The sequence below is a fragment of the Chryseobacterium mulctrae genome (genome assembly GCF_006175945.1).
Lineage (GTDB): Bacteria > Bacteroidota > Bacteroidia > Flavobacteriales > Weeksellaceae > Chryseobacterium > Chryseobacterium mulctrae.
The window spans coordinates 4,218,156-4,242,675 of sequence record NZ_VAJL01000001.1; the positions used below are offsets into that span (position 1 = coordinate 4,218,156).

A 24,520-nucleotide genomic window follows, 5' to 3' on the forward strand; every position below is an offset into this window, starting at 1 on the left:
TATGGAAGCTCTGATTTTTTACTTCGGAAAAGTAATCATCTGTTCGGGTGTAATGTTTTTGTATTATCAGTTGTCTTTAAAAGACAAGACCTTTCATCATTACAACAGATTTTATCTTTTGTCGGCAATGTTGATCTCGATTTTGCTGCCTTTGATTAAAGTGGAAGATTTTACCATTGAGGTTAATGAGAATCTGTTTGTGTTGATTAATAAGTTACAAAATTTAAATACAAATAAAACCATAAGCCATGACTACATTTATTTTAGAATTATTTTTTCAGCTTTGGGGCTGGTTTCTCTCTATTTTTTAGGGAAATTCATGTACGGGATTTTCAGAATCCAACAGCTCAAAAATCAGTTTAAAAAAGAAAGTTTTGAAGGGGTAAATTTTTACCAGACCAATCTTTCTGAGGCTCCGTTTTCGTATTTCAAAAATCTTTTCTGGAAAAACTCTATTGTTATCAATTCAGAAGTTGGAAAGCAGATTTTAAAGCACGAAATGGTTCATATTGAACAAAAACACTCTATCGACAAGATTTTTATAGAGATTCTTACTTCTGTTTTTTGGTTCAATCCGTTCTTTCATATCATCAAAAAAGAAATCAATTTAATACACGAATATCTGGCTGATAAAAAAGCCGTCAAACAATCGGACACAAAAGCATTTGCGCAGATGCTTTTAGCAAGCCACTTTTCCGGAAAACCGTTGCCTGCGACCAGTCCGTTTCTAAGTTCAAACCTTAAAAAACGACTCAAAATGTTACAAAAACCTCAAACAAAATTCGGGTATGCGCGCAGAATATTTGCCTTACCGGTTTTATTCACCGTTGCATTTGCATACATGGTTAATGCAAAAAACAAAGAAATAAAAGAAGTAAATAACGAAATTGAAAAAGCAGTTGCTGAAATTAAAAGAGACACTATCTCTCCAAAAAATGAAACAGAGCAAATTGTAAAATTGCAACAGGAAAAAATATCAAAAGCTAATGAAAAGCTAAAAATTCAGTCTGACAAGCTTAAAACTTTAAGTGAAAAATCAAAAGAAAAAGCTGCCGAACTTCAGAAAATAGCAAAAGAAAAAGGTGAAAAAAGCTATGAATTTGAACTCAAAGCTAAAGAGTTGAAACAGCTTTCCGGAGAAATGGATAAAATTGCCCGTGACAAGCAGTTTTCTATGGATTTTGATGATTTGCTAAGCAGAAGAGACAAAATGCTGGCTGAAAATGATGCTAAAGTTATTCTTAAAGACATGAGTTTTAAAAGAGTATTTCCTGATGGAGATAACTATAAAATAAGCGTTAATGGGGAGGAATTAGATTTAGAAAAAATGTTTGATTCTAAAGAATTCAAAGAGAAAACGGGTTTAACTGATGAAAAGATTAAGTCTTTAAAAAGTACTTTTTTATCGCCTGAATTTAAAAAGAAATACAACAATATCAATAAGTTCTATATAAACGGAAAAGACGTATCTGCAATTACTCCAGAAAATTCGAAAAAATTAGAAGTTTTTAGAAATTATGGCTACAGAATTTTAGATGGTGAGCTTGATCGTAGAATGGATCAAATAGTAAAAGGTAAAAATAACCTTTCTAAAAGAGATCAAAGAAAACTTGAAAAATTGTCAAAAGAAAAAGCAGAACTTTCTAGAAAGCAAGCAGAACTCTCTAAAAAACAAGCAGAAATCATCAGAGAAAAAGCTCAAAACAATCCGTGGATTGTTTCAGTAAACGCTCATGCACCGAAAGTAAGTTACTCTGCAAGTTCTTCTTATACAGATTTTTCAAAGCCTTCTAATAGTAAATTTCTTTCTACAGGCGGAACTTTCCAAACCAATGTGAAAGATATGATTAAATCTAATTCTGTGGGTGATATAAAATATTTCATTGATGGGAATGCAAGTTCTAGTGAAGAAATGCAAAGTCTTGATCCAAAGAATATAGAATCTATTAATATCAATAAAACGAAAATTTCAGGCAAAGACGCAGGGGAAATTCATATCAAAACAAAACAAAAATAATCTTTAAAGATTTAAATACTCACAAAATAAGTTTTAGAATGAAAAAACTAATAACCGTTTTCAGTGTATTGCTCATCGGGATCTTTACCAATGCTCAAAACAAACGTTTCACTTACGAATACCGTTTCATACCAGATTCTACCAATGTAAGCGATGTAAAAACGGAGATGATGAATCTTGATATTGCCGATTCGGGATCTAAATTTTACAGCTACACTGCTTATCATTCAGATTCTATTATGAGAGTTGATTTGGAAAAACAATTGGCTTCAACCGGGATGATAAATGTTAAGACTGATGATCGAAAAGGCTCGGTAAGATATTCAATTTCCAAAAAATATCCGAAATATGAAGTTTTCCTTCATAACAGAATTTTGAGAGATCAGTATAAAGTTTCTGATGACCGAAAAATAGATTGGAAAATAAGCTCAGAAAAGCAAAAAATCGGAGAATGGAATACACAGAAAGCTGAAACTGAATTTGGAGGAAGAAAATGGGCAGCTTGGTTCACTTCAGATATTCCGATTCAGGATGGACCGTACAAATTTCATGGTCTTCCCGGTTTGATTGTAAAGCTTGAAGATCTTAGTAAATCTCATGTTTTTAATCTGCAGGCTGTAAAAAATCTCACGGAAATTCCAAAAGATGTTTTTGGAGAAAAGGAAATTTTAGTCAATCAAAAGCAATACGATAAATTGGTTAAAGAATATGAAAATGATCCTACAAAAGGATTAAAACAAATGCAGATGGGCGGTGTTACGATGATTATGAAAGAAGGTACCGGTAATCAAATGAAAGATCAGGAAGAACGTCTGAAAGCAAGAATAAAAAAAGATAACAACAGAATAGAACTTAATAAAACAAAGTAGAATGAAAAAAATATCTTTAGCACTTTTATTAATTATAGGATTCTCAAGTTTTGCTCAAAACCGTTTTTTCTACGATTATAAATTTATTCCCGATTCTACAGATAAAGCAAACGTTTTGAAAGAAATAATGCTTTTGGATATTGATAAAAGCGGATCAAAATATTACGGTCAGGAAAAGTTTATAGCAGATTCTACTTCTCAGGCAGATTTAGAGAGACAATTAAAATTGAGTCCCAACAACATTAGTATCAGTAGAAACGATAAACCGGGAATGATTTCTTACAAGGTTACCAAACAATATCCTGATTTTAAAACTCACCTTTTTACAAGGATTTCCAACGACAGTTATAAAATTGAAGAAGATAAAAAACCTGAATGGAAAATTCTTCCCGAGAAGCAGAAAATTGGAGAATACAATGCTCAAAAAGCAACAACAAAATATGGCGGAAGAGAATGGACGGCTTGGTTTTCGACGGATTTACCATTTCAAGACGGACCTTATAAATTCTACGGACTTCCCGGTTTGATTGTGAAAATTGAAGATAAAACAGGTTCACATTCTCTGACTTTAGTTGGAAATAAAACGATTCAAGCTACTACAGAAAAGGAGATGAATCTTCCGCAAGGAGTTCAGCTTTATGGAATGGGAGGGAAGGATATTGAGATTAATAAAGCTCAGTTTAAAAAAGCATGGAAAGCATATAAAAGTGATCCCACGAAAAATATGCGAGAAATGATGTCTAAAAATTCTGATACCAATAAGATTGTTTTTAAAACAAAAACAGCCGATGGAAGAGAGATTTCAGATCCTAATCAGGTTTTCAGAGAAATGGAGAAAAAAGCAAAGGAAGGTTTTAAAAAGAACAATAATCCTATCGAGCCGGAATTGTATAATTAGTTGTTAGATTATTTGAATTTAAACTATTAAATATTTTCAGAGACTGTAAAATCTCATTCATAATAAAAACAAGCGAGGAAATTTTTCCCCGCTTGTTTTTATTTTAAATTCTTTGAATAATATAATTTTTGATTTTTACATAGGATGGATGTCAAACCATCAACTATCAACCAAAAACGATCAACAAAATAAATTAACTTACTTTTTTCCAGTCAACCACTGATCCTGAAGTTTCTGTTCTGCAGGAGTAGGATTGGCTTTAAATTTAAGCGTTTCCAGCGTTATTTTATCTAAAACAGCTTTTCCTTTCAAATCAATTTTGTCCATTTTATCGCCGTTTTTACGAAGAATGGTTACGGTAACGTTTTGTCCGTCTTTAATCGATTGTGCATAGCCGATAAATTCCTGTGCATTTTGAATATTGATAGTTTTTCCGTCTAAAGCAAAAACTTGATCGGTAATTTTCATTCCGATGCTTTTTGAGAATGGTGACAATGCAGAATGATCATCAAAAGCAAAAGCATTGTTCTTCTCATCATATCCGGTTTGTGCAGGATCTTTGATAAACCAAAACATTGGCGGAGTTTCTTGTTTCGTGATTTCAACACCCACTTCTTTCAGATATTCTGCATAAGGAGTTGGCTGACTTCCTGCAATATATTTATTGTAAAAATCTTTTACTTGCGGATATCCAGTGATGGTTACCAATTCGTCAATCAGTTTATCATCTTTAAAAGGTTTGTTTTCACCAAATCTCTGAGATAATTTTCTGATCATATCGCGATAACCCATTTCTCCGTTTGATAATTTTCTCAGTTCAATATCAAGACACATCGTCAAAAGCGTTCCTTTTTCGTAAACGTTTCTGTACTGATCTTTATACTGATCCTGAAGAATATTTTTACTCATCACCGTAAAAGGCATGGTGTCATCATAGCTTTTAGAGTTTTTGATCTTGTCGCCGATTCTCTGTAAAAACTGGTCTTTCGTAATCAATCCTTCCTGAATCTGGAATAAATTGGCAAAATATTCGGTTCCGCCTTCATACATCCAAAGATGCTGAGACATTTTAGGATCTGCATAATCGAAATAATGAATTTCTTCAGAATGCGTCTTCAAAGGATTTACAGTGTGGAAAAACTCATGAGAAACTACATCAACAATAGACTCGTCAATTGCTTCTTTAGGCATCATCTCGTGAAGGACAACACTTGTAGATTCGTGATGTTCCAAAGCTCCGAAACCTTTGATTTGCGGACCTTCAGTTCCTGCAAGATAAAGCATGATTGCATATTTCTTATTGGTATTCATATCACCCAAAAATTTCTTTTGAGCAACGACCATTTTTTCTAAATTTTCTTTAAAATCTGCAGCTTTGTATTTTCCTGTCGGAGAATAAACACCCAAAACAAGATCCATTCCGCCTGCATTGAATGTAATGTAATCAGGTTTTGAATACATTAAAGGAGAATCGGTCAGTTTAGCATAATTGGCTAATGTAAAAGTATCTGTTGCTTCAGATTTATCCTGATCTACCAAAGCGGTCGTTCCGTAAAAATCATTAGGTTTCTGAATTACCAATTGATACGGAACATCCTGCATATTGTCGATATAACCTACAAAACCGTGTGTGTTAATCAAATAAACTTTTCCCTGTTCGATATCTGTTCCGGAAGGGGAAAATACAGCTTTATGTTTACCGGTTTCGTTTTCCTCATCAAAACTGTCGTTTACCCAATACGTAATTTTACTTAAAGCTTTTGCGTTTTTTAGGGAATAGGTATTGTCATTCACTTTGGTAAAAGCGATCTCTTTTCCTTTATTATCTAAAAATTTTATTCCTTCTATAAATCTTCCGTAATCATCCACAGAATAAGTTCCGGGAACCGTCTTTGGAAAGTGAAATTTTACGTCATTCGATTTCATTTTCGGAAATTCCATCGTAACGGCGATTTTATCGTCTTTTACATTCACCAAGTCGATGTTTGTTTTTATAGATTGCGCTTGAACGAAAGCCACCGCAAGAATTCCTAAACTAATTGCTATTTTTTTCATTAGGTTTATTTTATTGATAAGTAGTTGATTTTAAATTGAGTTTGTTACAGAGAAATTTATAATTTTTTGCTAAACTTTAGTTAAAAAAAGCAAAACCATACTTATGATTTTGCCTTTTAAAATTTCATTAAATCTGTTTATACTTAATATAATAATTCTTGCTAAACTCTACCGGATCTGAATTTTTAAGCTTCAAAGTCTGCCAAGATTCACTCGGTGAGATGGTATATTCACCGAATCTTATCGGAAGGTTTAGGTTTTTTACACCTTTTACAAAACGGTATTTCAAATCTGTCCCTTTTTGAGCATATTCTAAAACGGGAACATCGGTTGTCCGTAAATATTGGTTAAAAATCGATGTGAAATCGAAACCTGCTTTCTCTGAAATATATTTTTCAACTTGCTCGGTTGTAACGGTTTGATGATAAAAATCTTTATTTAAACCTCTTAAAATTTGTCTGAATTTTGCATCATCATTAATGATCTGTCTCATCGTATGAACCATACTTGCGCCTTTCGCATACATATCGCCGCTTCCTTCATTTCGGACTCCATATTTTCCGATAATAGGAACATCGTTTTCAATATTATTCTGAATTCCCTGCGCATACATATCCGCAGATTTTTTATCCATATAATTTTCGGTGAAAAGAACTTCAGAATAATTGGTGAAAGCTTCATGAATCCACATATCGGCTTGATCTTTTGCCGTAATATTATTGGCAAACCATTCGTGTCCACTTTCATGAATAATGATGAAATCCCAGTTTAAACCAACTCCGGTCTCTGAAAGATCTCTGCCTAAATATCCGTTTTGGTAACCATTTCCGTAAGCGATATTGCTCTGATGTTCCATTCCCAAATGAGGGGAATCTACCAATTTGTAAGAATCTTCATAAAAAGGATAAGGACCAAACCAATATTCAAACGCTTTTAGCATTGGTTTTACCTGTTGAAACTGTTTTTTTGCTTTTTCTAAATTATAGTCGATTACCCAATAATCAAGATCCAGTTTTCCTTTTTCTCCAGTGTAAGAATCTTTAAAATTTACATATTTTCCGATATTCGGAATAATAGAATAGGCATTGATCGGGTTTTTGACTTCCCAGGTGAAAATATTTTTATTGTTCTCTGTCTTTTTGCTGATTAATCTTCCGTTTCCAACTCCAACTAAATTTTTTGGAGTAATAATTTTCATAATGATTCCGTTATCGGGTTCGTCACTCCAAATATCTTTTGTAGGAAGCCAGACTGAAGCACCAATTCCTTCATCGGCAACGCTCATCCACGGATTTCCTTTTTCATCTTTTGTAAAAATCCAGCCTCCGTCCCAAGGTGCTCTTTTTGCAATCGTCGGATTTCCGGAATAGCCAATATCAATGGTGTATTTTTCTCCCTTTTTAAAGTTTTTATGAGAGGAAATAAAAATAAAATCACCTTCTCTTTTAAATGGTTTAGAAGTAGGGAAGCTACATTGTACAACATCAGCTTTCATTGGCTGTTGCAGATCAATCTGAAAAACAGGATTTGAAATATCTTTGGTAATCTCAAAACTTATTTTATTATTTCCCGCAATACTTTTTTGCTGAAAATCAGCTTCTACAGAAAGTTCATACTTTTTTACATCCCAGAAATTTCTGAATTCGGTATTAGAACCTTTTAAGGTGTCCTGTTTTGTAAATGTTTTACCTTTTTCGAAAAACTGACCGAAAGCTAAACCTGAAACTAATAAAATTGAGTAAGATATTTTTTTCATTAAGATGAAATTTGACTAAGGTCAAAATTAAAGAATATTGATTGGAATCTATTCATAAAAAGATATAAATCTCTTGAGTAAAGGTATATTTTTTTCTCCGTAAACATATCTTGAATAAGGATGGTAGTAGGGATTGTCAATTATATCTTTATAACTGAAATAATTAAATTTTGAATTTTTCACATAATCAAAAATTCCTCTTGCTGTCTTTTGTAAATATTCAGAATGCTTTGTTTTACGATAAGTGTAAAAATGAAAAAAACCTAAATAGACGGGTTTGTTTTTAAATTCACTAATCACTTTGTGTAAATCAATATATAATAAATCCTGATTAGCATTTTCAGCCTTTTGATAAGCAAGGTTTATTTTTGGTTCACAGATGTTATATAGATTGTAAATTTGAATTATACCATTAAGTTTTAAATCTTTGTCTACATGGTTACCATTAAAAATTGTAGCAATCTTTCTTATGGTAGGATCATTACTAGATACTGACCAGGTTGCGCTATTTATTTTTTCTCCTAAAAAATTTGAAATGTTTTGGTAAGTCGAATCGTCTAATGCAATTCCGGGCTTTGCGCTCCCCGGATTTTTCATTACTATAGAACCAATTAAGTCCCAAGAATCTCCGAATTGTAAAAGTGTTTTTGTACGAAATTGTAATCCATTATGTTCTATAAACTCTGCGAAAACTTTCATGTTTTTTTCATATTTAATATTTATCAAATATATAATCTGAAATGCAAAATCTATATCATTTCTACTAATTAATTGATAGCAAGAAAACAAGCGGCGCGAAAATCTTTGATTTTCGCGCCGCTACTATTTATATTAATTTTTTTAAGATTTTTGAACCGTTTTTAAAGCGACATCACGTTTTTGTACCTTTTTATAAGTGTAACCACACATTACAATACTGAACTCATACAATAATAAAAGCGGTAAAGCAGCCATAATCATACTCAAAACATCAGCAGGAGTAATAATTGCGGCAACCACCATAATCAAAACAATAGCGTGTCTTCTGTACGTTTTCATAAACTTAGGATTCAGAATTCCGATATTGGTAAGGAAATAAATTAAAACCGGAAATAAAAAGACAACGCCCATTCCTAAAACAACCTGTAAAAATAGAGTAGTGTAATCACTAAGGTCATATAACGGAATAATAATGTCTGAAATTTTAAAAATAACTCCAAAATTTACCGCAAAAGGTAAAATCAGGAAATATCCGCATAAAACTCCGGTCATAAATAAAATCCAAACTGAATTGATAATGAAAAGCGAATTTTTTCTTTCATTAGGATGCAAAGCCGGACTGATGAATCGCCACAATTCCCAAACGATATAAGGAAAAGCTACCACAACTCCACCAAAAATAGAAACTGCCATCATCACATTAAATTGCTGATACAGTCTCTGAACTCGCACCGGAAATTCATCAGGTAAAGTAATGCTGTCTTCACCCAAAATCCATTGTGAAAACTCATTCACCAGTTTAAACGTAGGGAAATCATTTCGGGTAGGACCAAAAAAGATATGATCCATGATCCAGTTGATATTAAAACCGACAACAACTGCCGCGATAACAATAGCAAGAATAGAGCGGATTAAATGCCCTCTCAATTCCCCAATATGTCCGAAAAAGGACATGTCTTTATCTTCTGCCATAAATATATGTTATGAATTCTGAGATTCGATTTGCAATGATAATAATTATTTTAGTTAATTATTGTTCTGATAAGCTAATTCTTTATCTAATAAAGTTTTTAATTCGGAGTCAGGAGAAAATTTCACATGAAATGTAAATGGAATTTTGTACCAAATCTCTTCTTTAATAGTATATACGCTTAATTCTTTTAAAATGGATTTTAAAACTTCAAATTGTGGTTGAGCATTGGCTACAGAAATTTCATAAACTTCATACTGATCTCCGCCATCATTTTCTGTTTTTATATTTCCATGAATTAAAAATGAACCTAATAAATAAGATAATAATTGGTTTTTTGTTCCTTTTAAAACTTTGTCACGATTTAATCTCCCACGATAATTTTCTGTACCTTTTGTTTTAGAGAAAGAATAAAATTGATTGATTTCTTTTTCGTAAACATCAGAATTAAGAGAAACCCAATTTGCTAAAGTTTCAGAATTGAAGTTTGAAAATTTTAAACCGGAAACTTCTTGAAACCTTTTAATTTTATTGGTTTCATCTTTATTGACCATTAAAACATAGCCTTTATAATCACTATTTTTTAGTTCATAATTTCTACCTGAATAATTATCAACTGCTCCTAATAAATAATACGTTTTATCAATTTCCTGAGCATTTAGATTAAAAGATAAAAATGCAAAACAAAATATGATGAAATTTTTCACTTTAATAATCACTGAAAAATTAATTAATTCCTTCGTCTAATAATGTGTGAAGATCAATAATTCCAAAGTATTGTCCGTTTTCTGTTACAATTAATTGTCCGATGTTGTTGTCTTTTAAAATTTTCATGGCTTCTTTCGCCAAAACATCTTTCTCGATTGTTTTAGGATTTGCAGACATAATATCTTTTGCCAAAACTTTAGAAATATCATCTCCTTTCAATAACATTCTTCGCAAATCTCCGTCGGTAACAACTCCGATGATTTTTTCGTTATCTGTTACTACCGTGATTCCATGACTTGATGCACTGATAGAAATAATGACATCTCTGATTGAAGAATCTTCTGAAATCTGAGGTTTTTGTGAAGAAAGGAACTGCTCAACTCTCGCTGTTAAGTTTTTACCTAAACTTCCACCGGGATGAAATTTAGCGAAATCATTTTCTTTAAAGTCATTCATTTCCATAAGACATACGGCCAAAGCATCGCCTAAAGCCATTTGATTGGTTGTAGAACTTGTTGGAGCCAGCTTATTTGGGCATGCTTCCAAATCTACATGAGTATCTAAGATAACATCAGAAAATTCTGCAAGTTTACTTTTTCTGTTTCCTGTCATTCCAATGAGTGCAGAAGAATAATCTTTTAAATAAGAAACAAGATTGGTAATTTCAGGTGAATTTCCAGAATTGGAAATACATAAAACCACATCTTGTTTTTGAATAACCCCTAAATCTCCGTGAATTGCTTCCGAAGCATGTAAAAACTGAGAAGGAGTTCCTGTAGAATTTAGAGTTGCAACAATTTTATTGCCCACATGAGCCGATTTTCCGATACCAACTACGATAAGTTTTCCGGTAGCAGAATGAATCAGTTCTACTGCTTTTACAAATTCGTCTCCAATTCTTTCTTTTAATTTTTCCAGTTCGGAAATTTCTATGGTCAATGTGCTTTTTGCTATTGAGATAATATTGTCTCTTTCCATTTTTATAACGAAATTAGTATGTAGATTTACCAATGATTTCAATTTATACTTAATATAAATTTGGTTACTAAAAAATTCTATTACTTTTATTTTAAGTAAAAATTTTATAACTTTGGATTGGATGCAAATTTAGCAATACAAAATTAGATGAGCGCAAAAAAAGCCAATTTATCAGGCGAATTAAAAAAATACTTCGGATTTTCTACCTTTAAAGGACAGCAGGAAGAGATCATTAATAATCTCTTAAATGGAAAAGATATTTTTGTTCTTATGCCTACAGGAGGCGGTAAATCACTGTGTTACCAACTTCCGGCTCTTATTTCTGAGGGGACGGCAATTGTTGTTTCACCGCTTATTGCTCTTATGAAAAATCAGGTAGATGCAGTAAACGGACTTTCTTCTGAAACGGGTGTAGCCCATGTTCTTAATTCTTCTCTTAACAAAACTCAGACCAAACAGGTCTTTGATGATATAAAAAGTGGTAAAACAAAACTACTTTATGTAGCTCCGGAATCTTTAATTAAAGAAGATTATCTGGAATTTTTGAAAGATGTTAAAATATCTTTCGTTGCAATTGATGAAGCGCACTGTATTTCAGAATGGGGTCATGATTTCAGACCTGAATACAGAAATTTAAAACAAATCATCGATAAAATTGCAGATGTTCCTGTCATCGCTTTAACTGCGACAGCAACCCCTAAAGTACAGGATGATATCCAGAAAACTTTAGGAATGAGCAATGCTTTGGTGTTTAAAGAAAGTTTTAACAGAGCCAATTTGTTTTACGAAGTCACTCCAAAAGTTAATATTGATAAAGAAATTGTAAAATTTATCAATAAAAATAAAGGGAAATCAGGAATTGTTTATTGTTTAAGTCGAAGAAAAGTGGAAGAATTTGCCCAGCTTCTTCAGGTAAACGGTATCAATGCGCTTCCTTATCATGCAGGGCTCGATCAGAAAGTGAGAGTTGCCAATCAGGATAAGTTTCTGATGGAAGAAGCAGATGTAATTGTGGCAACGATTGCATTTGGAATGGGAATCGATAAACCGGATGTACGTTTTGTGATTCATTACGATTTTCCAAAATCTCTGGAAAGTTATTATCAGGAAACCGGTCGTGCGGGTCGTGATGGAGGAGAAGGGTATTGCCTTGCTTTCTACGATCCTAAAGATATTGAAAAACTGGAAAAATTCTTGGCTCAAAAACCTGTTTCTGAAAGAGAAATCGGCTTGCAGCTTTTAAATGAAGTAGTAGGTTACGCTGAAACTTCGATGAGCCGAAGACAGTATATTTTATATTATTTTGGTGAAACTTTTGATCCTATAAATGGTGACGGAGCCAAAATGTGTGACAATGCATCAAATCCGCCGAAGCTGAAAGATGCTACGGCTGATTTAAAGAAAACCTTAGAATTAATTAACGAAACGAAAGAGAAATTTAAATCTAAAGATTTGATTTCTGTAATTGTTGGAAAAGAAACAGCGGTTACAAAGTCGTACAAATTAGAGCAAAGCTCATTCTTTGGTTTTGGAAAATCTGAAAAAGATAATTACTGGAAAACAATTCTAAGACAGGCAACTGTACAGAATTTTTTACAGAAAGATATTGAAACATACGGTGTTTTAAAAATTGCCGAAAAAGGGCAAAAAGTCTTATCTGGTGATTTTAAAGAACCATTTTTGATTGCTGAAGACCGTGAATTTGATCTTTCACAGACAAAAGCAGAAAGCGATCAGGTGCAATTGCAGTCAAGTGGAGGTTTAGACCAAAACCTATTTACTCTTTTAAAAGAACTTAGAAAAAAAGTAGCCAAAAAACATGGGATTCCACCTTACACGGTTTTCATGGATCCTAGTTTGGAAGATATGACCGTTCAGTACCCTATTTCTGTTGAAGAAATTGCCAAAATCTACGGAGTCGGAGAAGGAAAAGCTAAAAAGTACGGAAAAGAATTTGCAGATTTTATAGCAAAATATGTTGAAGACAACAACATAGAACGTACTCAGGATATGGTTTTGAAGCAGGTTGCAAACAAATCTAGCCATAAAGTTTTTATCATTCAGAGTACCGATAAAAAAATTGACCTTGAAGATATTGCAAGAGCCAAAAATCTTTCGATGAACGATCTTTTGAAAGAGATGGAACGTATTGTTTATCAGGGTACAAAATTGAATATCGATTACTATATTGAAGACAATTTTGATGAAGATGTAGTAGATGATTTTATGGAATTTATGAACGAATCTGAAAGCGACAGTATGAAAGTTTTGCTTGATGAATTCGGAGATGAGCTTTCGGACGAAGAAGTAAGAATGCTGAGAATAAAATTTATCAGCGACGTAGCCAATTAATTTTTGATAAAATTAAAATGGAAAATCCAATATTAGAAGCAAAAAAGGAACTCATTCAGTGGATAAAAGAAATGGATGAGCTTGATGATATTGCAGAATTACTTGAGATTAAGAATAGAAAAACTTCAGTTCATCAAGTTGCAGAATCTCAAGCTGAATACGCTGTGAAAGATGACTTTGATGAACGATTTGCGAAAGGTATAACTGGCGAAGAGTTGATGAGAAAAGTTTATGCACATATTGAATCTTTACCTTGGAAAGAGAAATAATTTTTTCTAATGATGTTAAGGTATTCCTTACAGATTTAGTAGATATTTTATATTCAAAAAACTATTTTGGTTTTGAAGAAGATGCTAAATCTTATGTACAGGAAATTGTTTTCTATATAATGAATTTTGATTTTCAGGTTAATATTTATGAAACTCCTGAGAGTTTTAAAAAGTTTGGAAGAAAATTTTTTAGATACAAAGCAAACAACAATACGTCTTGGTATATATTTTTTGATCAGAAAGAGCATAAATTTTTAATAAATCATATTACAAATAATCATTCTCAGGATTTTCAAGACCTATTGTGAGACTAAATTCCTTTGAAAATATTTTAAAAAAATCTTAGGATGAATAAGAAAATTTCTGTCATGTTTATTCTGCCGGATCTTGAAACCGGAGGTGCAGAAAGAATCGTTACCACCATTGCAAATCATCTTTCCAGAGATCGTTTTGAGCCTATGATTTTGCTTTTACGGAAAGAAGGTGGTTACTTACATTTTCTAAAAAAAGATGTAGAAATTATTGACATCGATACCGAAAGAATCAGACATTCTTTAAAGCCTATTCTTTCACAAATTTACCGCAGAAAACCCGATATTGTTTTTTCGGGTTTTGGAGAAGTAAATGCATATTTGTCTGTATTTATTAAGCTTTTTCCGAAAATTAAATTTATTGCAAGAGAAACCAATGTTGTTTCGGAGCATGTTACACGAAAAGAAATAAAATTTTTCTATCATTTTTACAACAATTATCAGCAGATTATTGCGCAAAGCGACGATATGATGAATGATTTGGTGAATAATTTCAATATTAAACGAAATAAAATCACAAAAATCAATAATCCTGTAGATTTTGAGTTTATTAATGAAAAACTTCTGATTTCTACAAAACCCGAAAGCTTTAAATACAATTATAAAAATGTAGTTGCCATCGGCAATTTGTCTGCGCGAAAAGGATTTGATAATCTGTTAAAAGTTTTTTCAAGACTTAAAAATGAGAATATTATTCTCCATATTTTAGGAGATGGCAGAGATCGGGAGATTCTTCATCAGATGAAAGATTTTTTAGGTTTAAAAAAAGTTATTTTTCATGGAAGACAGGAAAATCCGTATCAGTTTCTGAAGTTTGCTGATCTGTTTATTCTTTCTTCGCGTTATGAAGGCTTTCCGAATGTTTTGTTGGAAGCCGGAGCTTGCGGAACATATTCTTTGGCGAATAATTGCAGAGGCGGAATCAACGAAATTATTCAGCACAACATCAACGGTGAAATTGCAGATATTGAAAATCACGAAGATTTTTCACAAAAAATTATGCAGATTTTGCATCAGTCATATGATCAGGATGCAATAAAAAATTCTATAAAATCTAGATTTTCCAAAGAAATTATTTTAGATAGATATGAAAAAATTTTATTAGATCTAATAAAAAAATAGGTTCTACAATCTCAAAAATCTTAAATGCAAAAACTTGTTTCTTTAATATTTCTACTGCTCCTATTTTCCTGTAAAAAACAGGAAGCTATAGTAATTAAAGAAAGTAAAGATATGATCGAATACGAATCCACAAATTGGCAGGAAGGTTTTGGTCTAACTTATTCAATTGATCTTGATTCTGTTTGGGGGAAACCTATGAGATATTACATTACAAATAAAAACTGTGATCCTGTTGCAAGAGATTTTTATTTGGGCATTTACAGACCCAAAGATGAACATAAAACAGAAAGACTATTAAATTTAGTTACAACGGATAATGATTCTTTAAGACCTTTTTATCGATGAATTTTAAATAAAACGATACTTATTCAGGATGGAGCTTTAGGGGAATACACCGGACTTCCTGCTAGAAAATATGCAGAAAAATATCCAAAAGAATTTTTTGAGTACATGGATTTTGATGAATCTGGAAAAAAGTATTCTGATTGGTGTAATTCTGTTTTATACAGTGGTTTTAATGATTTTGAAAATTCTGATAACACAGAAGAAATTAAACAGAGTCTTATTAAAACAATGATCCAGAATTGTAACAATTATAATGCAAATTATGAAAAAAGAATAGTGAAATTTGCTGATGATTGTTTTTAAAATAAATGAAAGCTTTTATATTTCCTTAAATTTGCGGTTCAATTTTATTTAAAATCAATATTTCATTCATGAAAAAACTTCCGAAACTGGGTTGTGCCTGCGAAAAACATGACTTAAGTGTATCTGAATATAGAACATCAATAGTTGGTACAGATTTTACCAGTGATAAAAATGCAGAAGTAAGTATAATTCAATGTAGACTTTGTCAAAGAATTTGGCTTAATTATGCTATAGAATTTCCTAATTCCCAAGAATCCGGAAGATGGTTCAAAGGAATTATCGCCAAAAAAGAAGTTGCAGAAATGAAACCAGAAAACGCAATAGAATATCTGGAAAACCTTCCATGGTACATTTGCGGCGGTTCTTATTTTGGAAATAAAAAAGTTTTTGGAGAGGGAAAATTGAATTTGTAAATTAGGTTAGATGTCAGATGTCAGAAGCTTTAAAAATATTCTCAATCATTTAAACATCCATCATCCCGCTTCAGACTTCCTACTTAAAAAAAATCAATTAAACCTCCATCATCTAACATCCATCACCCCGCACAAAAAAAACTTGACAAAACTCACTTTGTGGCGTGGTAATTAATCATTAAATTTGTAAGAATTAATCATTTCAGATAATAATAAATAAAAATATAAAATGAGTCAATTTGATGTTACCGTAATCGGTTCCGGTCCTGGAGGTTATGTAGCTGCAATTCGCGCTGCACAATTAGGTTTCAAAGTAGCAATTATCGAAAAATATTCAACTTTGGGTGGAACATGCCTTAATGTTGGATGTATTCCTTCAAAAGCGCTTTTAGACAGCTCTGAGCATTTCGAAAATGCAAAGCACAATTTCGAAAACCACGGAATTATCATTAACGAGCCAAAAGCTGATATCGCAAGAATGATTGCGAGAAAAAACGAAGTGGTAGAGCAAACTACAAAAGGAATCAACTTCTTGATGGACAAAAACAAAATCACTGTTTTTGAAGGTCTCGGAAGCTTTGAATCTGCTACTCAAATTAAAGTGACTAAAAACGACGGTTCTTCGGAAACGATCGATTCTAAATATACAATCATTGCAACAGGTTCTAAACCTTCATCTTTACCTTTCATCACTTTAGATAAAGAAAGAGTGATTACTTCTACGGAAGCTTTAAATTTAAAAGAAATTCCTAAGCATTTGGTTGTAATCGGAGGTGGTGTAATTGGTCTTGAATTAGGTTCTGTTTACTTAAGATTAGGAGCTCAGGTTACTGTTGTTGAGTTTATGGACAAAATCATTCCTACAATGGATGGCGCTTTAAGCAAAGAATTGACTAAAGTTCTTAAAAAACAAGGAATGAAGTTTATGCTTTCTACAGCAGTTTCTGCGGTTGAAAGAAACGGAGATTCTGTAAAGATTACTGCAAAAGATAAAAAAGGAGAGGAAGTTACTGTTGAAGGAGATTACTGTTTGGTTTCTGTAGGAAGAAGACCTTTCACAGACGGACTTGGATTGGAAAAAGCGGGTGTTGAGCTTGACGAAAGAGGAAGAGTAAAAACAAACGACCATTTACAGACAAATGTTGCCAATATTTATGCAATCGGAGATGTAATTAAAGGAGCGATGTTGGCTCACAAAGCTGAAGAAGAAGGAGTTTTTGTTGCTGAAACTTTAGCTGGACAAAAACCTCACATCAATTATAACTTAATTCCTGGAGTTGTTTATACTTGGCCTGAAGTTGCAGGAGTTGGTAAAACTGAAGAGCAATTGAAAGAAGAAGGTGTAGCTTACAAAATCGGAACTTTCCCAATGAGAGCTTTAGGAAGAAGCCGTGCAAGTGGTGATATCGATGGTTTGGTGAAAATTATCGCTGACGAAAAAACGGATGAGGTTCTTGGTTTCCACATGATCGGAGCGAGAGCTGCAGATTTGGTTGCTGAAGGAGTAATCGCAATGGAATTCCGTGCAAGTGCAGAAGATATTGCAAGAAGTTCTCATGCTCACCCTACTTACGCTGAAGCGGTGAAAGAAGCTGCTTTGGATGCTACAGGAAAAAGAGCATTGCATATGTAATGATTTGATTAAAAATTTAATCACTTAAATATTAAGACTGCCTCAATTTGATGGCAGTCTTTTTGTTTGTTAAAATATTGTTTATAAATTAGTTAAAGAATTAATCTGGAAAAACCATAAAAAACAAATTTTGAAAAAAATATTTTATCTGAATATTATTTTAATCATCTTAATACTTGTTGCAAGTGTTGCGATATTTTATGGTTATAATTTCCCAATGCCTTTTGATTTTATCAGAAATTTTAAAGATTACGGAATACAATATGTTTTAATTATTTTACTGATAATTGGACTTTTAGCTTCTCTAATTGCATCAGTTAAAATCAAAAAATATAATTTTAAAAATAGATTTCTGTGTGTTTTTTTAATACTGAATTGTCTGTTTTTTTGTTTTCTTGTTTTTAAAGGGAGCTCAGAATATATGAAAAGAACAAAAGCACTTACACTGCTTGAAAAGGAATACATACAGCAAGCTAAAAAAGACATTGAAAAAGATCATGTGAAGTATAAATTTGCAGGTGGATTTACTGAGGCTGATTATAATGAAAAGACAGAAAATAAAATTGACAGTATTTACAAAAACTATGGGATAACCTATTTTAATACAGGGTGTATTGTAGATTTTATGGATATTAAAGCCCAGGAAAAATATGAGGAGACTGTAAAGCCATATTTAATAAAAAGAAATGGGAAGAACTGGGAACTGAAAATGAAATCTGAAATAGACAAAATAAAAAACTGATTTTTGATTCTTCTTTCTTGGTCTGAATTTCGCTTGGATTCGATATTTTGAACAAGGTTAAAACAAATGATTTTAAATTTTATTTTAATTGAAATTGTTCATTTTTGGCATGAAAATAGAACGCGAATTCACTATAGAATGAAATCATTATGAAAAAAATATTTACAGTTTGTTCAATCTTATCCAGTCTATTGTTTTTTGCACAGGAAGCAGGAAAAGCGGGTGAACTTTTAAAAAACGAAGTATCTAAAAGAGAGATTGAATCTACAACCTCCAAAAGGCAAGATTCTCGAAATAATAATTCAGATAATTCTTCAGGATTCAGAAATTCAAATAATCAGAATAGCACCAAAATAAGACCCTCCAATCCCAATTATCAATGGAATAATAATTACGGATATGCGGAAGTTTTTCTGAGAATTCCGGAGCAGGGAAATTTTAGTGTGGAATTGGCGGATCAGTTGATTTCAAACAACTCAGGTAAATATAGATTCTTTGATTTGCCATCGGGAAGAATTCCTATTTCAATTTACGAAAACGGATTTCTGATGTACAGAACGACTTTGAATGTTAGAAATAACAGCAGATTGGTTCTCGATTTTTTCACGAATAAAGGCTTGTATCTTTTAGATTCTTATCCGCTCCAAAATGGTTATTATGGTTTTAATAACTGGAATGATATTTGGAATAATCCTTACGGAAATTCAGGAAACATGGGAAACATAAATTATCCTAATGTAATGGATAATCAAACTTTCCAGCAATTTTTCAGTAAGATGAAAGAAGATGCTTGGTTTGATGATAAAAAAATTATTTTCATTAATCAGCAAGGTCGTCATGCAATGTTTACATCCGACCAAATAAGTATTTTGGTAAAAGATCTGAGTTTTGATAAAAATAAAATCGCTTTGGCTAAATCTTTATTCTCGAAATGTGTTGACAAGCAGAAATATTTTGTTGTTGGAGATGCATTAGATTTTGAAAGCAGCAGAAGAGATTTGATGGATTTTGTATCTAACTATTAAGATTTTTCAATGAAAAAATTGATTCCGTTTTTGCTCATTGTTTTATCAGGATTGATTTCTGGTCAGAATATTGAGCCTGTAAGAAAAACTGTTCAAAAAATTAATCAGACAAAAGATTTTAAAATTAAAACAGTTCCCTATTCTTACTTTATGGATAAATCTGAGGTAACAGATAACGGAATTGAATTAAAAGGATTTTATAAAAACGGTGCGCTTAAAAAGATGGAGCATTTTGTTGGTTTATCAGCCTGGAACATTGTAACCGAATATTTTTTTTCGGAAAATCATCAATTGGTTTTTGTACATTCAACAAAATATCAAACGGTTGACGAAAACGGATATTTAGAAAAACCTAAAAAGTTGTCTGAATTGAGATATTATTATGAAAATGATAAGCTGATAAAATCTGTCGGAACATTTAATACTGATGAAAGAACAGATTATCTGAAAGAATCCCAAAATCTTATCAGTGATTTGAAAACATACAGATAAAGAGACTGAAAAGTTTTAATACGGCGTGTTGTTTTTAACCGCAAAAGCAACAAAAGACTTTATGGTAATTTAAGTTGTTCAAAAGCTGGCAAAAATAAATGAACATTTACATTTTGTGAACTTTTGTAATTCTTTTTTTCCAATCATATCTTTTGTTGCTTTTGCGGTAAAAATCTATACAATACTTTTTTCATAAAGATAAAACTCATTAATTCTAAAACTCTCCGACTCAAAAACACTTAAAACTCTCCAACTTATTTTCCTTACCTTTGCAGACTAAATTTATCATTAATGCAACTCGGAAAAACCCAGACCTTAAAAATTTCAGAAAAAAACAATTCAGGATGGATGCTTGAATCAGAAACAGGCGAAACGGCTTTTATGTCTAAAGTTTTCATTCGTGAAGAAAAAGAAATTGGTGATGAGATTGAAGTTTTTGTGTATCAGGATGATAATAAACTGAAAGCTACAACTGAAATTCCTTTGGCTGAAGTAGGCGAGTTTGCAGTAATGACTTGTGTGCAAAGTCTTCCAACCGGTGCATTTATGGATTGGGGAATCATTAAAGATGTCTTCATTCCTTACAAACAACAGAAGGCAAAGATTATTGAAGGTAAAAGATATCTTGTGCATTTATATGTTGATAATGATTTGAAATTGATTACCGGAACAACAAAATTTAAAAGAAATCCACAGTACGAAAATCTTCCTTTCAAACAAGGGGATAAAGTAGATTTGCTGATGATGAATGAAAGTGAACTGGGCTGGAATGTAGTAGTCAACAAAAAGTATATTGGCTTAATCTACACTTCGGATGTTTATAAAAAACTGTATCCACTTTCAGAAGAAGAAGGTTTTATCAAAGATATCCGTGAAGACGGGAAAATTGATGTTTCGCTACAGCCTGTAGGTTTTGAGAATATCGATGAATTCAAACAAAAGATTCTTAATAAGTTAGAAGAGAATTTTGGATTACTTCACCTTTCAGACAAATCTTCACCAGAAGAAATTAAAGATGAATTGCAGATGAGCAAAAAGAACTTCAAAAAAGCTTTAGGCGGATTGTATAAAGATAAAATCGTAGATATTTTAGAAGATAAAATTAAGTTAGTTTAAACAAAATTAATTGACCAAAATAAAAAAAACGAGCAGAAATTTCTGCTCGTTTTTTTGTTGTTTTTACTGCTAAATCCTTATGGTTTTTGTTTGTTTAGAGGCTTCAAACAATGAATTTAGACAGAATTAATAAATAGATAATCTGTGATTTTCAGTCAAAAAATATGATGCAAATCATATTAATTATTTTGTTTAACAATTTTGTCAAAACAAATGATTGATATATATTTGCACAAAATTGTTTAACAAAAATGTCAAAACAAGAAAAAAAAGATCAAACCCAAGAGTTAATCAAGCAAACCGCAAAGAATTTATTCTTTGTACAAGGTAAGTTTGATGCCACAACACAGGAAATAGCGGATGAAGCAGGTGTTAATAGAACACTTATCAATTATTATTTCAGATCCAGAGATAACCTGATCCAGATTATTTTTGATGAAGCTCACCGAGTAGAAAAAGAAAAGTCTGAATTGATTATGAATTCAGATCTGCCTTTCAAAGAGAAGATTGCCAATTTTATCGATGGCAGTTTACAGACAAGCCTTCAATATCCTTATTTGGAGACTTATATTGTTTCACAGATCAATAAAGGAAGCTGTCATAAAAGAGATGTGGAAGAAGACGAACTGAAAAAATTATATGCAGATATTGAAAAAGAAATGGAATTAGGGAACATCGAAAAGATGGCACCTGTACAATTTGTACTCAATATGATTTCGCTTTTAGTGTTTCCAAGTGCGGTGCGTCCTCTCTTTTTAGAGAATATGATGATTGATGATAAAGAGTTCGACGCGTTAATCGCAGACCGAAAAGATATCATTCTTAACATGCTTTTTAAAAATTAATTAAAAACTGTTAAAGTAATTTAAGAATTAAATCGTCCTTTAGGAATAAAGATTTTAACAAAGACAACAAAAAATAAACGAAGTATAAAATTATGAACAGAAAACGTATAACTGCTAAAAAGCTCAAAATTGGTGTAGCTGCAGCATTTATGATGTTGGCCTCTTCATCAGCTTATGCGCAACAGCAGATTTCTCTGCAGGAAGCTATTAAACAGGCGTTGCAAAATAAAGCTGAAGCTAAAAAAGCGGCTTTACAGATTAAAAAAGCAGAGTACAAAATCAATGAGGCCAGATCTGGAGCTTTACCTCAGATCGGAGCTACTGCAGGGGTAACTTACAATCCGGTGATCCAAGAATCATTGCTTGAATTTGGAGGCGAAAGAATTCGTGCACAATTGGGGCAGGCTTGGCAATCACAAGCGGTAGTAACTCTAAATCAGACTATCTTTGATCAGAGAGTTTTTACAGGTCTTAAAGCAGCAAAATCTACAAGAGAATTTTATGTTTTAAATGCTCAGTTGACGAACGAACAGATTATTGAAAATGTAGCAACAGCTTATTATCAGGTTTTTGTACAGGAAGAAAATCTTAAAACTTTAAATGTAAGTTACACCAATACTGAAAAAGTAAGAAATGTAATTAAAAGTTTGGTAGATAATGGTTTGGCAAAAGGAATCGATTTAGATCGTACGAATGTTCAGTTGACGAATATTAGCTCAAGCAGACAACAGTTGGTCAATGCAGTAGAACTTTCAAAAAACTCTTTGAAGTTTTATATGGGAGTTCCTATTGATACTGATATTGAGCTTGAAGAAAAAACGATTGAACCTCAACCTCAGCTTTTGGCAGATGCTGTAAATCTTGAAGGTCGTTCTGAATTGAAAGTTCTTCAGAAAAACAGAGAGCTTTTAGTATATAACAAAAAAGCTACTGAAGCCTATCTTTATCCTACTGTTGGGTTGCAGGCAAACTACGGTTGGGCTGGAATGGGTAAAAAATTCCCTTTAACAAACGGATTGAATAACGGAGTTCTTTGGAGTGACTATTCTGCGATCGGTTTAAATATAAACATTCCGATTTTTACGGGTGGTTCTACAAAATCAAAAATTCAGCAGGCTGAAATTGATATCTTAGATCTTGATCAGGATATTCAGAATACTCAGCTTCAGCTAAGCCTTGAATATAAAAATGCAGTAACGAATATTGAAAATTCATTAATCAATATTGAAAGCATGAAAAACAACGTAACACTTGCCGAAAAAGTACAGAAAGATACGCAATCAAATTATCAGTACGGTTTAGCGACATTGACGGAAGTTTTAGATTCTGAAAACGCATTAACAGATGCAAAACAGAATTATACAACTGCTTTATTAGACTACAAACAGGCTGAAATTAAATTAATAAAAGCTAAAGGCGAGCTTAATACTTTACAAAACCCATAAGAACATGTAATCGCTATGAATTGCAGTACAAAAAAAAATACTAAATATTTGGCGATTGCATTTGACCTTTAAATAATAAATAACTTCAAATGAAAAAAACTTTAATATATATCATCGTAGCAGCTGTACTTGTTGGTTTGGCAGCTTGGAAAATTGCTGACAACAAAAAGAAGCAGGATACTGAAGTAAAAGAGGTGGCAAGGCAGGTTGACAAGATCAACGTGAACGTGATCACTGCTTCAAGAGAAAATATTGATACCGACTACAGCGCAAACGGAACTTTCCTTCCTAAGCAGGAAATGCAGCAGTCTTCTGAGATTTCAGGACGTATTGTGAGCGTTTTGGTAAAAGAAGGTTCAAAAGTTGGAGCTGGACAGACTTTGGCAACTATTAAAAGAGATGCAATCGAAGTTGATGTTACTCAGGCTCAAAATAATTTACAGAACGCAATTATCGATAACCAACGTTACGAAAATGCGTATAAAACGGGTGGTGTTACTAAACAACAGCTTGATAACTCAAGATTACAGTTGAAAAACATGCAGGCTGCAGTAAGAGCTCAAGGAGTTAAAATTAACGATACAAGCATCAGAGCCGGAATCAGCGGTACCATCAACAAGAAAATGGTTGAACCTGGAACTGTAGTTTCTCCGGGAACAGCTTTATTCGAAATTGTAAATATCAATTCATTGAAACTTTCAGTTTTGGTTGACGAAAGCCAAATCGGAAGAATTCAGTTGGGTCAGGAAGTTCCAATTAATGTAAATGTTTTACCAAACGATTCTTTCAGCGGAAGAATTACATTTATCGCTCCTAAAAGTGATGCTTCTTTAAATTTCCCAGTAGAAATTGAAGTTCAAAACAGAGGGAATTTGAAAGCGGGTATGTATGCAACTGCGACTTTCAAAACCAATCACGGTGCTGAAACTCAAAATATGTTGACTGTTCCTGCGGAAGCTTTCGTAAACGGTGTAAGTTCAGGACAATTATTTATTGTAAGCAATGGAACTGCTAAATTAATTAAAGTTCAAACCGGAAAAGTGTACGGCGACAAAGTTCAGATCTTAAATGGATTGAATGGGGGTGAACAAGTAATTACCAGTGGACAAATTAACCTAGATAACGGTTCAAAAATCAATATCGTAAAGTAACAGCAG

The 24,520-nt window shown here is 32.5% G+C and carries 23 protein-coding genes; 17 read left to right on the top strand and 6 right to left on the bottom strand.

Features of this window, described 5'->3' with window-relative positions; genetic code table 11:
* Position 1 precedes the first annotated feature (1 nt).
* Genes FDY99_RS19655 through FDY99_RS19665 form a run of 3 tightly spaced genes read left to right on the top strand, consistent with a single transcriptional unit; the run spans position 2 to position 3,784 of the window.
* A complete protein-coding gene (locus FDY99_RS19655; protein WP_139423395.1) occupies positions 2 to 2,017 on the top strand; it encodes a M56 family metallopeptidase in 2,016 nt (671 codons plus the stop codon).
* A gap of 38 nt (positions 2,018 to 2,055) precedes the next feature.
* On the top strand, positions 2,056 to 2,886 hold the full coding sequence (locus tag FDY99_RS19660) for a GLPGLI family protein (protein ID WP_139423396.1): 831 nt from the start codon (positions 2,056 to 2,058) through the stop codon (positions 2,884 to 2,886).
* Position 2,887: 1 nt separating this feature from the next.
* Entirely contained in the window at positions 2,888 to 3,784 is an 897-nt protein-coding gene (locus FDY99_RS19665) for a GLPGLI family protein (RefSeq protein WP_139423397.1), read from the top strand.
* Between the two features lie 198 nt (positions 3,785 to 3,982).
* Here FDY99_RS19665 and FDY99_RS19670 read toward each other — a convergent pair whose 3' ends face one another.
* The 6 genes from FDY99_RS19670 to FDY99_RS19695 form a co-directional block, all read right to left on the bottom strand.
* Positions 3,983 to 5,839, bottom strand: a complete 1,857-nt coding sequence (locus FDY99_RS19670) for a M61 family metallopeptidase (RefSeq protein ID WP_139423398.1) — start codon at positions 5,837 to 5,839, stop codon at positions 3,983 to 3,985.
* A gap of 127 nt (positions 5,840 to 5,966) precedes the next feature.
* Positions 5,967 to 7,595, bottom strand: a complete 1,629-nt coding sequence (locus tag FDY99_RS19675; RefSeq protein WP_139423399.1) for a M1 family metallopeptidase — start codon at positions 7,593 to 7,595, stop codon at positions 5,967 to 5,969.
* A gap of 48 nt (positions 7,596 to 7,643) precedes the next feature.
* Positions 7,644 to 8,294: a hypothetical protein gene (locus tag FDY99_RS19680; protein ID WP_139423400.1), complete on the bottom strand. Its 651-nt coding sequence runs from the start codon at positions 8,292 to 8,294 to the stop codon at positions 7,644 to 7,646.
* 141 nt (positions 8,295 to 8,435) lie between these two features.
* Positions 8,436 to 9,266, bottom strand: a complete 831-nt coding sequence (gene tatC / locus FDY99_RS19685; RefSeq protein ID WP_139423401.1) for a twin-arginine translocase subunit TatC — start codon at positions 9,264 to 9,266, stop codon at positions 8,436 to 8,438.
* 54 nt (positions 9,267 to 9,320) lie between these two features.
* A complete protein-coding gene (locus FDY99_RS19690) occupies positions 9,321 to 9,971 on the bottom strand; it encodes a hypothetical protein (protein ID WP_139423402.1) in 651 nt (216 codons plus the stop codon).
* 19 nt (positions 9,972 to 9,990) lie between these two features.
* Positions 9,991 to 10,950: a KpsF/GutQ family sugar-phosphate isomerase gene (locus FDY99_RS19695; protein WP_139423403.1), complete on the bottom strand. Its 960-nt coding sequence runs from the start codon at positions 10,948 to 10,950 to the stop codon at positions 9,991 to 9,993.
* Between the two features lie 147 nt (positions 10,951 to 11,097).
* On the opposite strand from FDY99_RS19695, the gene recQ reads away from it, so the two are divergent.
* From recQ to FDY99_RS19765, 14 genes are all read left to right on the top strand, one after another.
* The gene (gene recQ, locus FDY99_RS19700; protein ID WP_139423404.1) at positions 11,098 to 13,302 is read left to right on the top strand and encodes a DNA helicase RecQ; all 2,205 of its coding nucleotides are present in this window, start codon (positions 11,098 to 11,100) and stop codon (positions 13,300 to 13,302) included.
* Positions 13,303 to 13,319: 17 nt separating this feature from the next.
* Positions 13,320 to 13,571, top strand: a complete 252-nt coding sequence (locus tag FDY99_RS19705) for a hypothetical protein (protein ID WP_139423405.1) — start codon at positions 13,320 to 13,322, stop codon at positions 13,569 to 13,571.
* On the top strand, positions 13,556 to 13,879 hold the full coding sequence (locus FDY99_RS19710) for a hypothetical protein (RefSeq protein ID WP_139423406.1): 324 nt from the start codon (positions 13,556 to 13,558) through the stop codon (positions 13,877 to 13,879). Before FDY99_RS19705 ends, FDY99_RS19710 begins: the two co-directional genes overlap by 16 nt.
* A 39-nt stretch (positions 13,880 to 13,918) precedes the next feature.
* Positions 13,919 to 15,004, top strand: coding sequence for a glycosyltransferase (locus FDY99_RS19715; RefSeq protein ID WP_139423407.1), 1,086 nt, complete (start codon positions 13,919 to 13,921; stop codon positions 15,002 to 15,004).
* Between the two features lie 24 nt (positions 15,005 to 15,028).
* Positions 15,029 to 15,349, top strand: a complete 321-nt coding sequence (locus tag FDY99_RS19720; RefSeq protein ID WP_139423408.1) for a hypothetical protein — start codon at positions 15,029 to 15,031, stop codon at positions 15,347 to 15,349.
* Between the two features lie 371 nt (positions 15,350 to 15,720).
* Positions 15,721 to 16,065: a hypothetical protein gene (locus FDY99_RS19725; protein WP_139423409.1), complete on the top strand. Its 345-nt coding sequence runs from the start codon at positions 15,721 to 15,723 to the stop codon at positions 16,063 to 16,065.
* Between the two features lie 229 nt (positions 16,066 to 16,294).
* Positions 16,295 to 17,698 (top strand): dihydrolipoyl dehydrogenase, encoded by a 1,404-nt coding sequence (gene lpdA / locus FDY99_RS19730; RefSeq protein WP_074229207.1) that lies wholly within the window; start codon positions 16,295 to 16,297, stop codon positions 17,696 to 17,698.
* A gap of 421 nt (positions 17,699 to 18,119) precedes the next feature.
* Positions 18,120 to 18,440, top strand: a complete 321-nt coding sequence (locus FDY99_RS19735; protein ID WP_139423410.1) for an FEKKY domain-containing protein — start codon at positions 18,120 to 18,122, stop codon at positions 18,438 to 18,440.
* Between the two features lie 149 nt (positions 18,441 to 18,589).
* Positions 18,590 to 19,465 carry a DUF4476 domain-containing protein gene (locus FDY99_RS19740; RefSeq protein WP_139423411.1) on the top strand — a complete coding sequence of 292 codons (876 nt, stop codon included), beginning with the start codon at positions 18,590 to 18,592 and terminating at the stop codon, positions 19,463 to 19,465.
* 9 nt (positions 19,466 to 19,474) lie between these two features.
* Positions 19,475 to 19,957, top strand: a complete 483-nt coding sequence (locus tag FDY99_RS19745; RefSeq protein ID WP_139423412.1) for a hypothetical protein — start codon at positions 19,475 to 19,477, stop codon at positions 19,955 to 19,957.
* A 291-nt stretch (positions 19,958 to 20,248) separates the two neighbouring features.
* Positions 20,249 to 21,073, top strand: coding sequence for a CvfB family protein (locus FDY99_RS19750; protein WP_139423413.1), 825 nt, complete (start codon positions 20,249 to 20,251; stop codon positions 21,071 to 21,073).
* Positions 21,074 to 21,324: 251 nt separating this feature from the next.
* Positions 21,325 to 21,918, top strand: a complete 594-nt coding sequence (locus FDY99_RS19755) for a TetR/AcrR family transcriptional regulator (RefSeq protein ID WP_074229202.1) — start codon at positions 21,325 to 21,327, stop codon at positions 21,916 to 21,918.
* A gap of 92 nt (positions 21,919 to 22,010) precedes the next feature.
* Positions 22,011 to 23,363 (top strand): TolC family protein, encoded by a 1,353-nt coding sequence (locus FDY99_RS19760; protein ID WP_102980175.1) that lies wholly within the window; start codon positions 22,011 to 22,013, stop codon positions 23,361 to 23,363.
* Positions 23,364 to 23,452: 89 nt separating this feature from the next.
* Positions 23,453 to 24,514 carry an efflux RND transporter periplasmic adaptor subunit gene (locus FDY99_RS19765; protein WP_139423414.1) on the top strand — a complete coding sequence of 354 codons (1,062 nt, stop codon included), beginning with the start codon at positions 23,453 to 23,455 and terminating at the stop codon, positions 24,512 to 24,514.
* Positions 24,515 to 24,520: the final 6 nt, after the last annotated feature.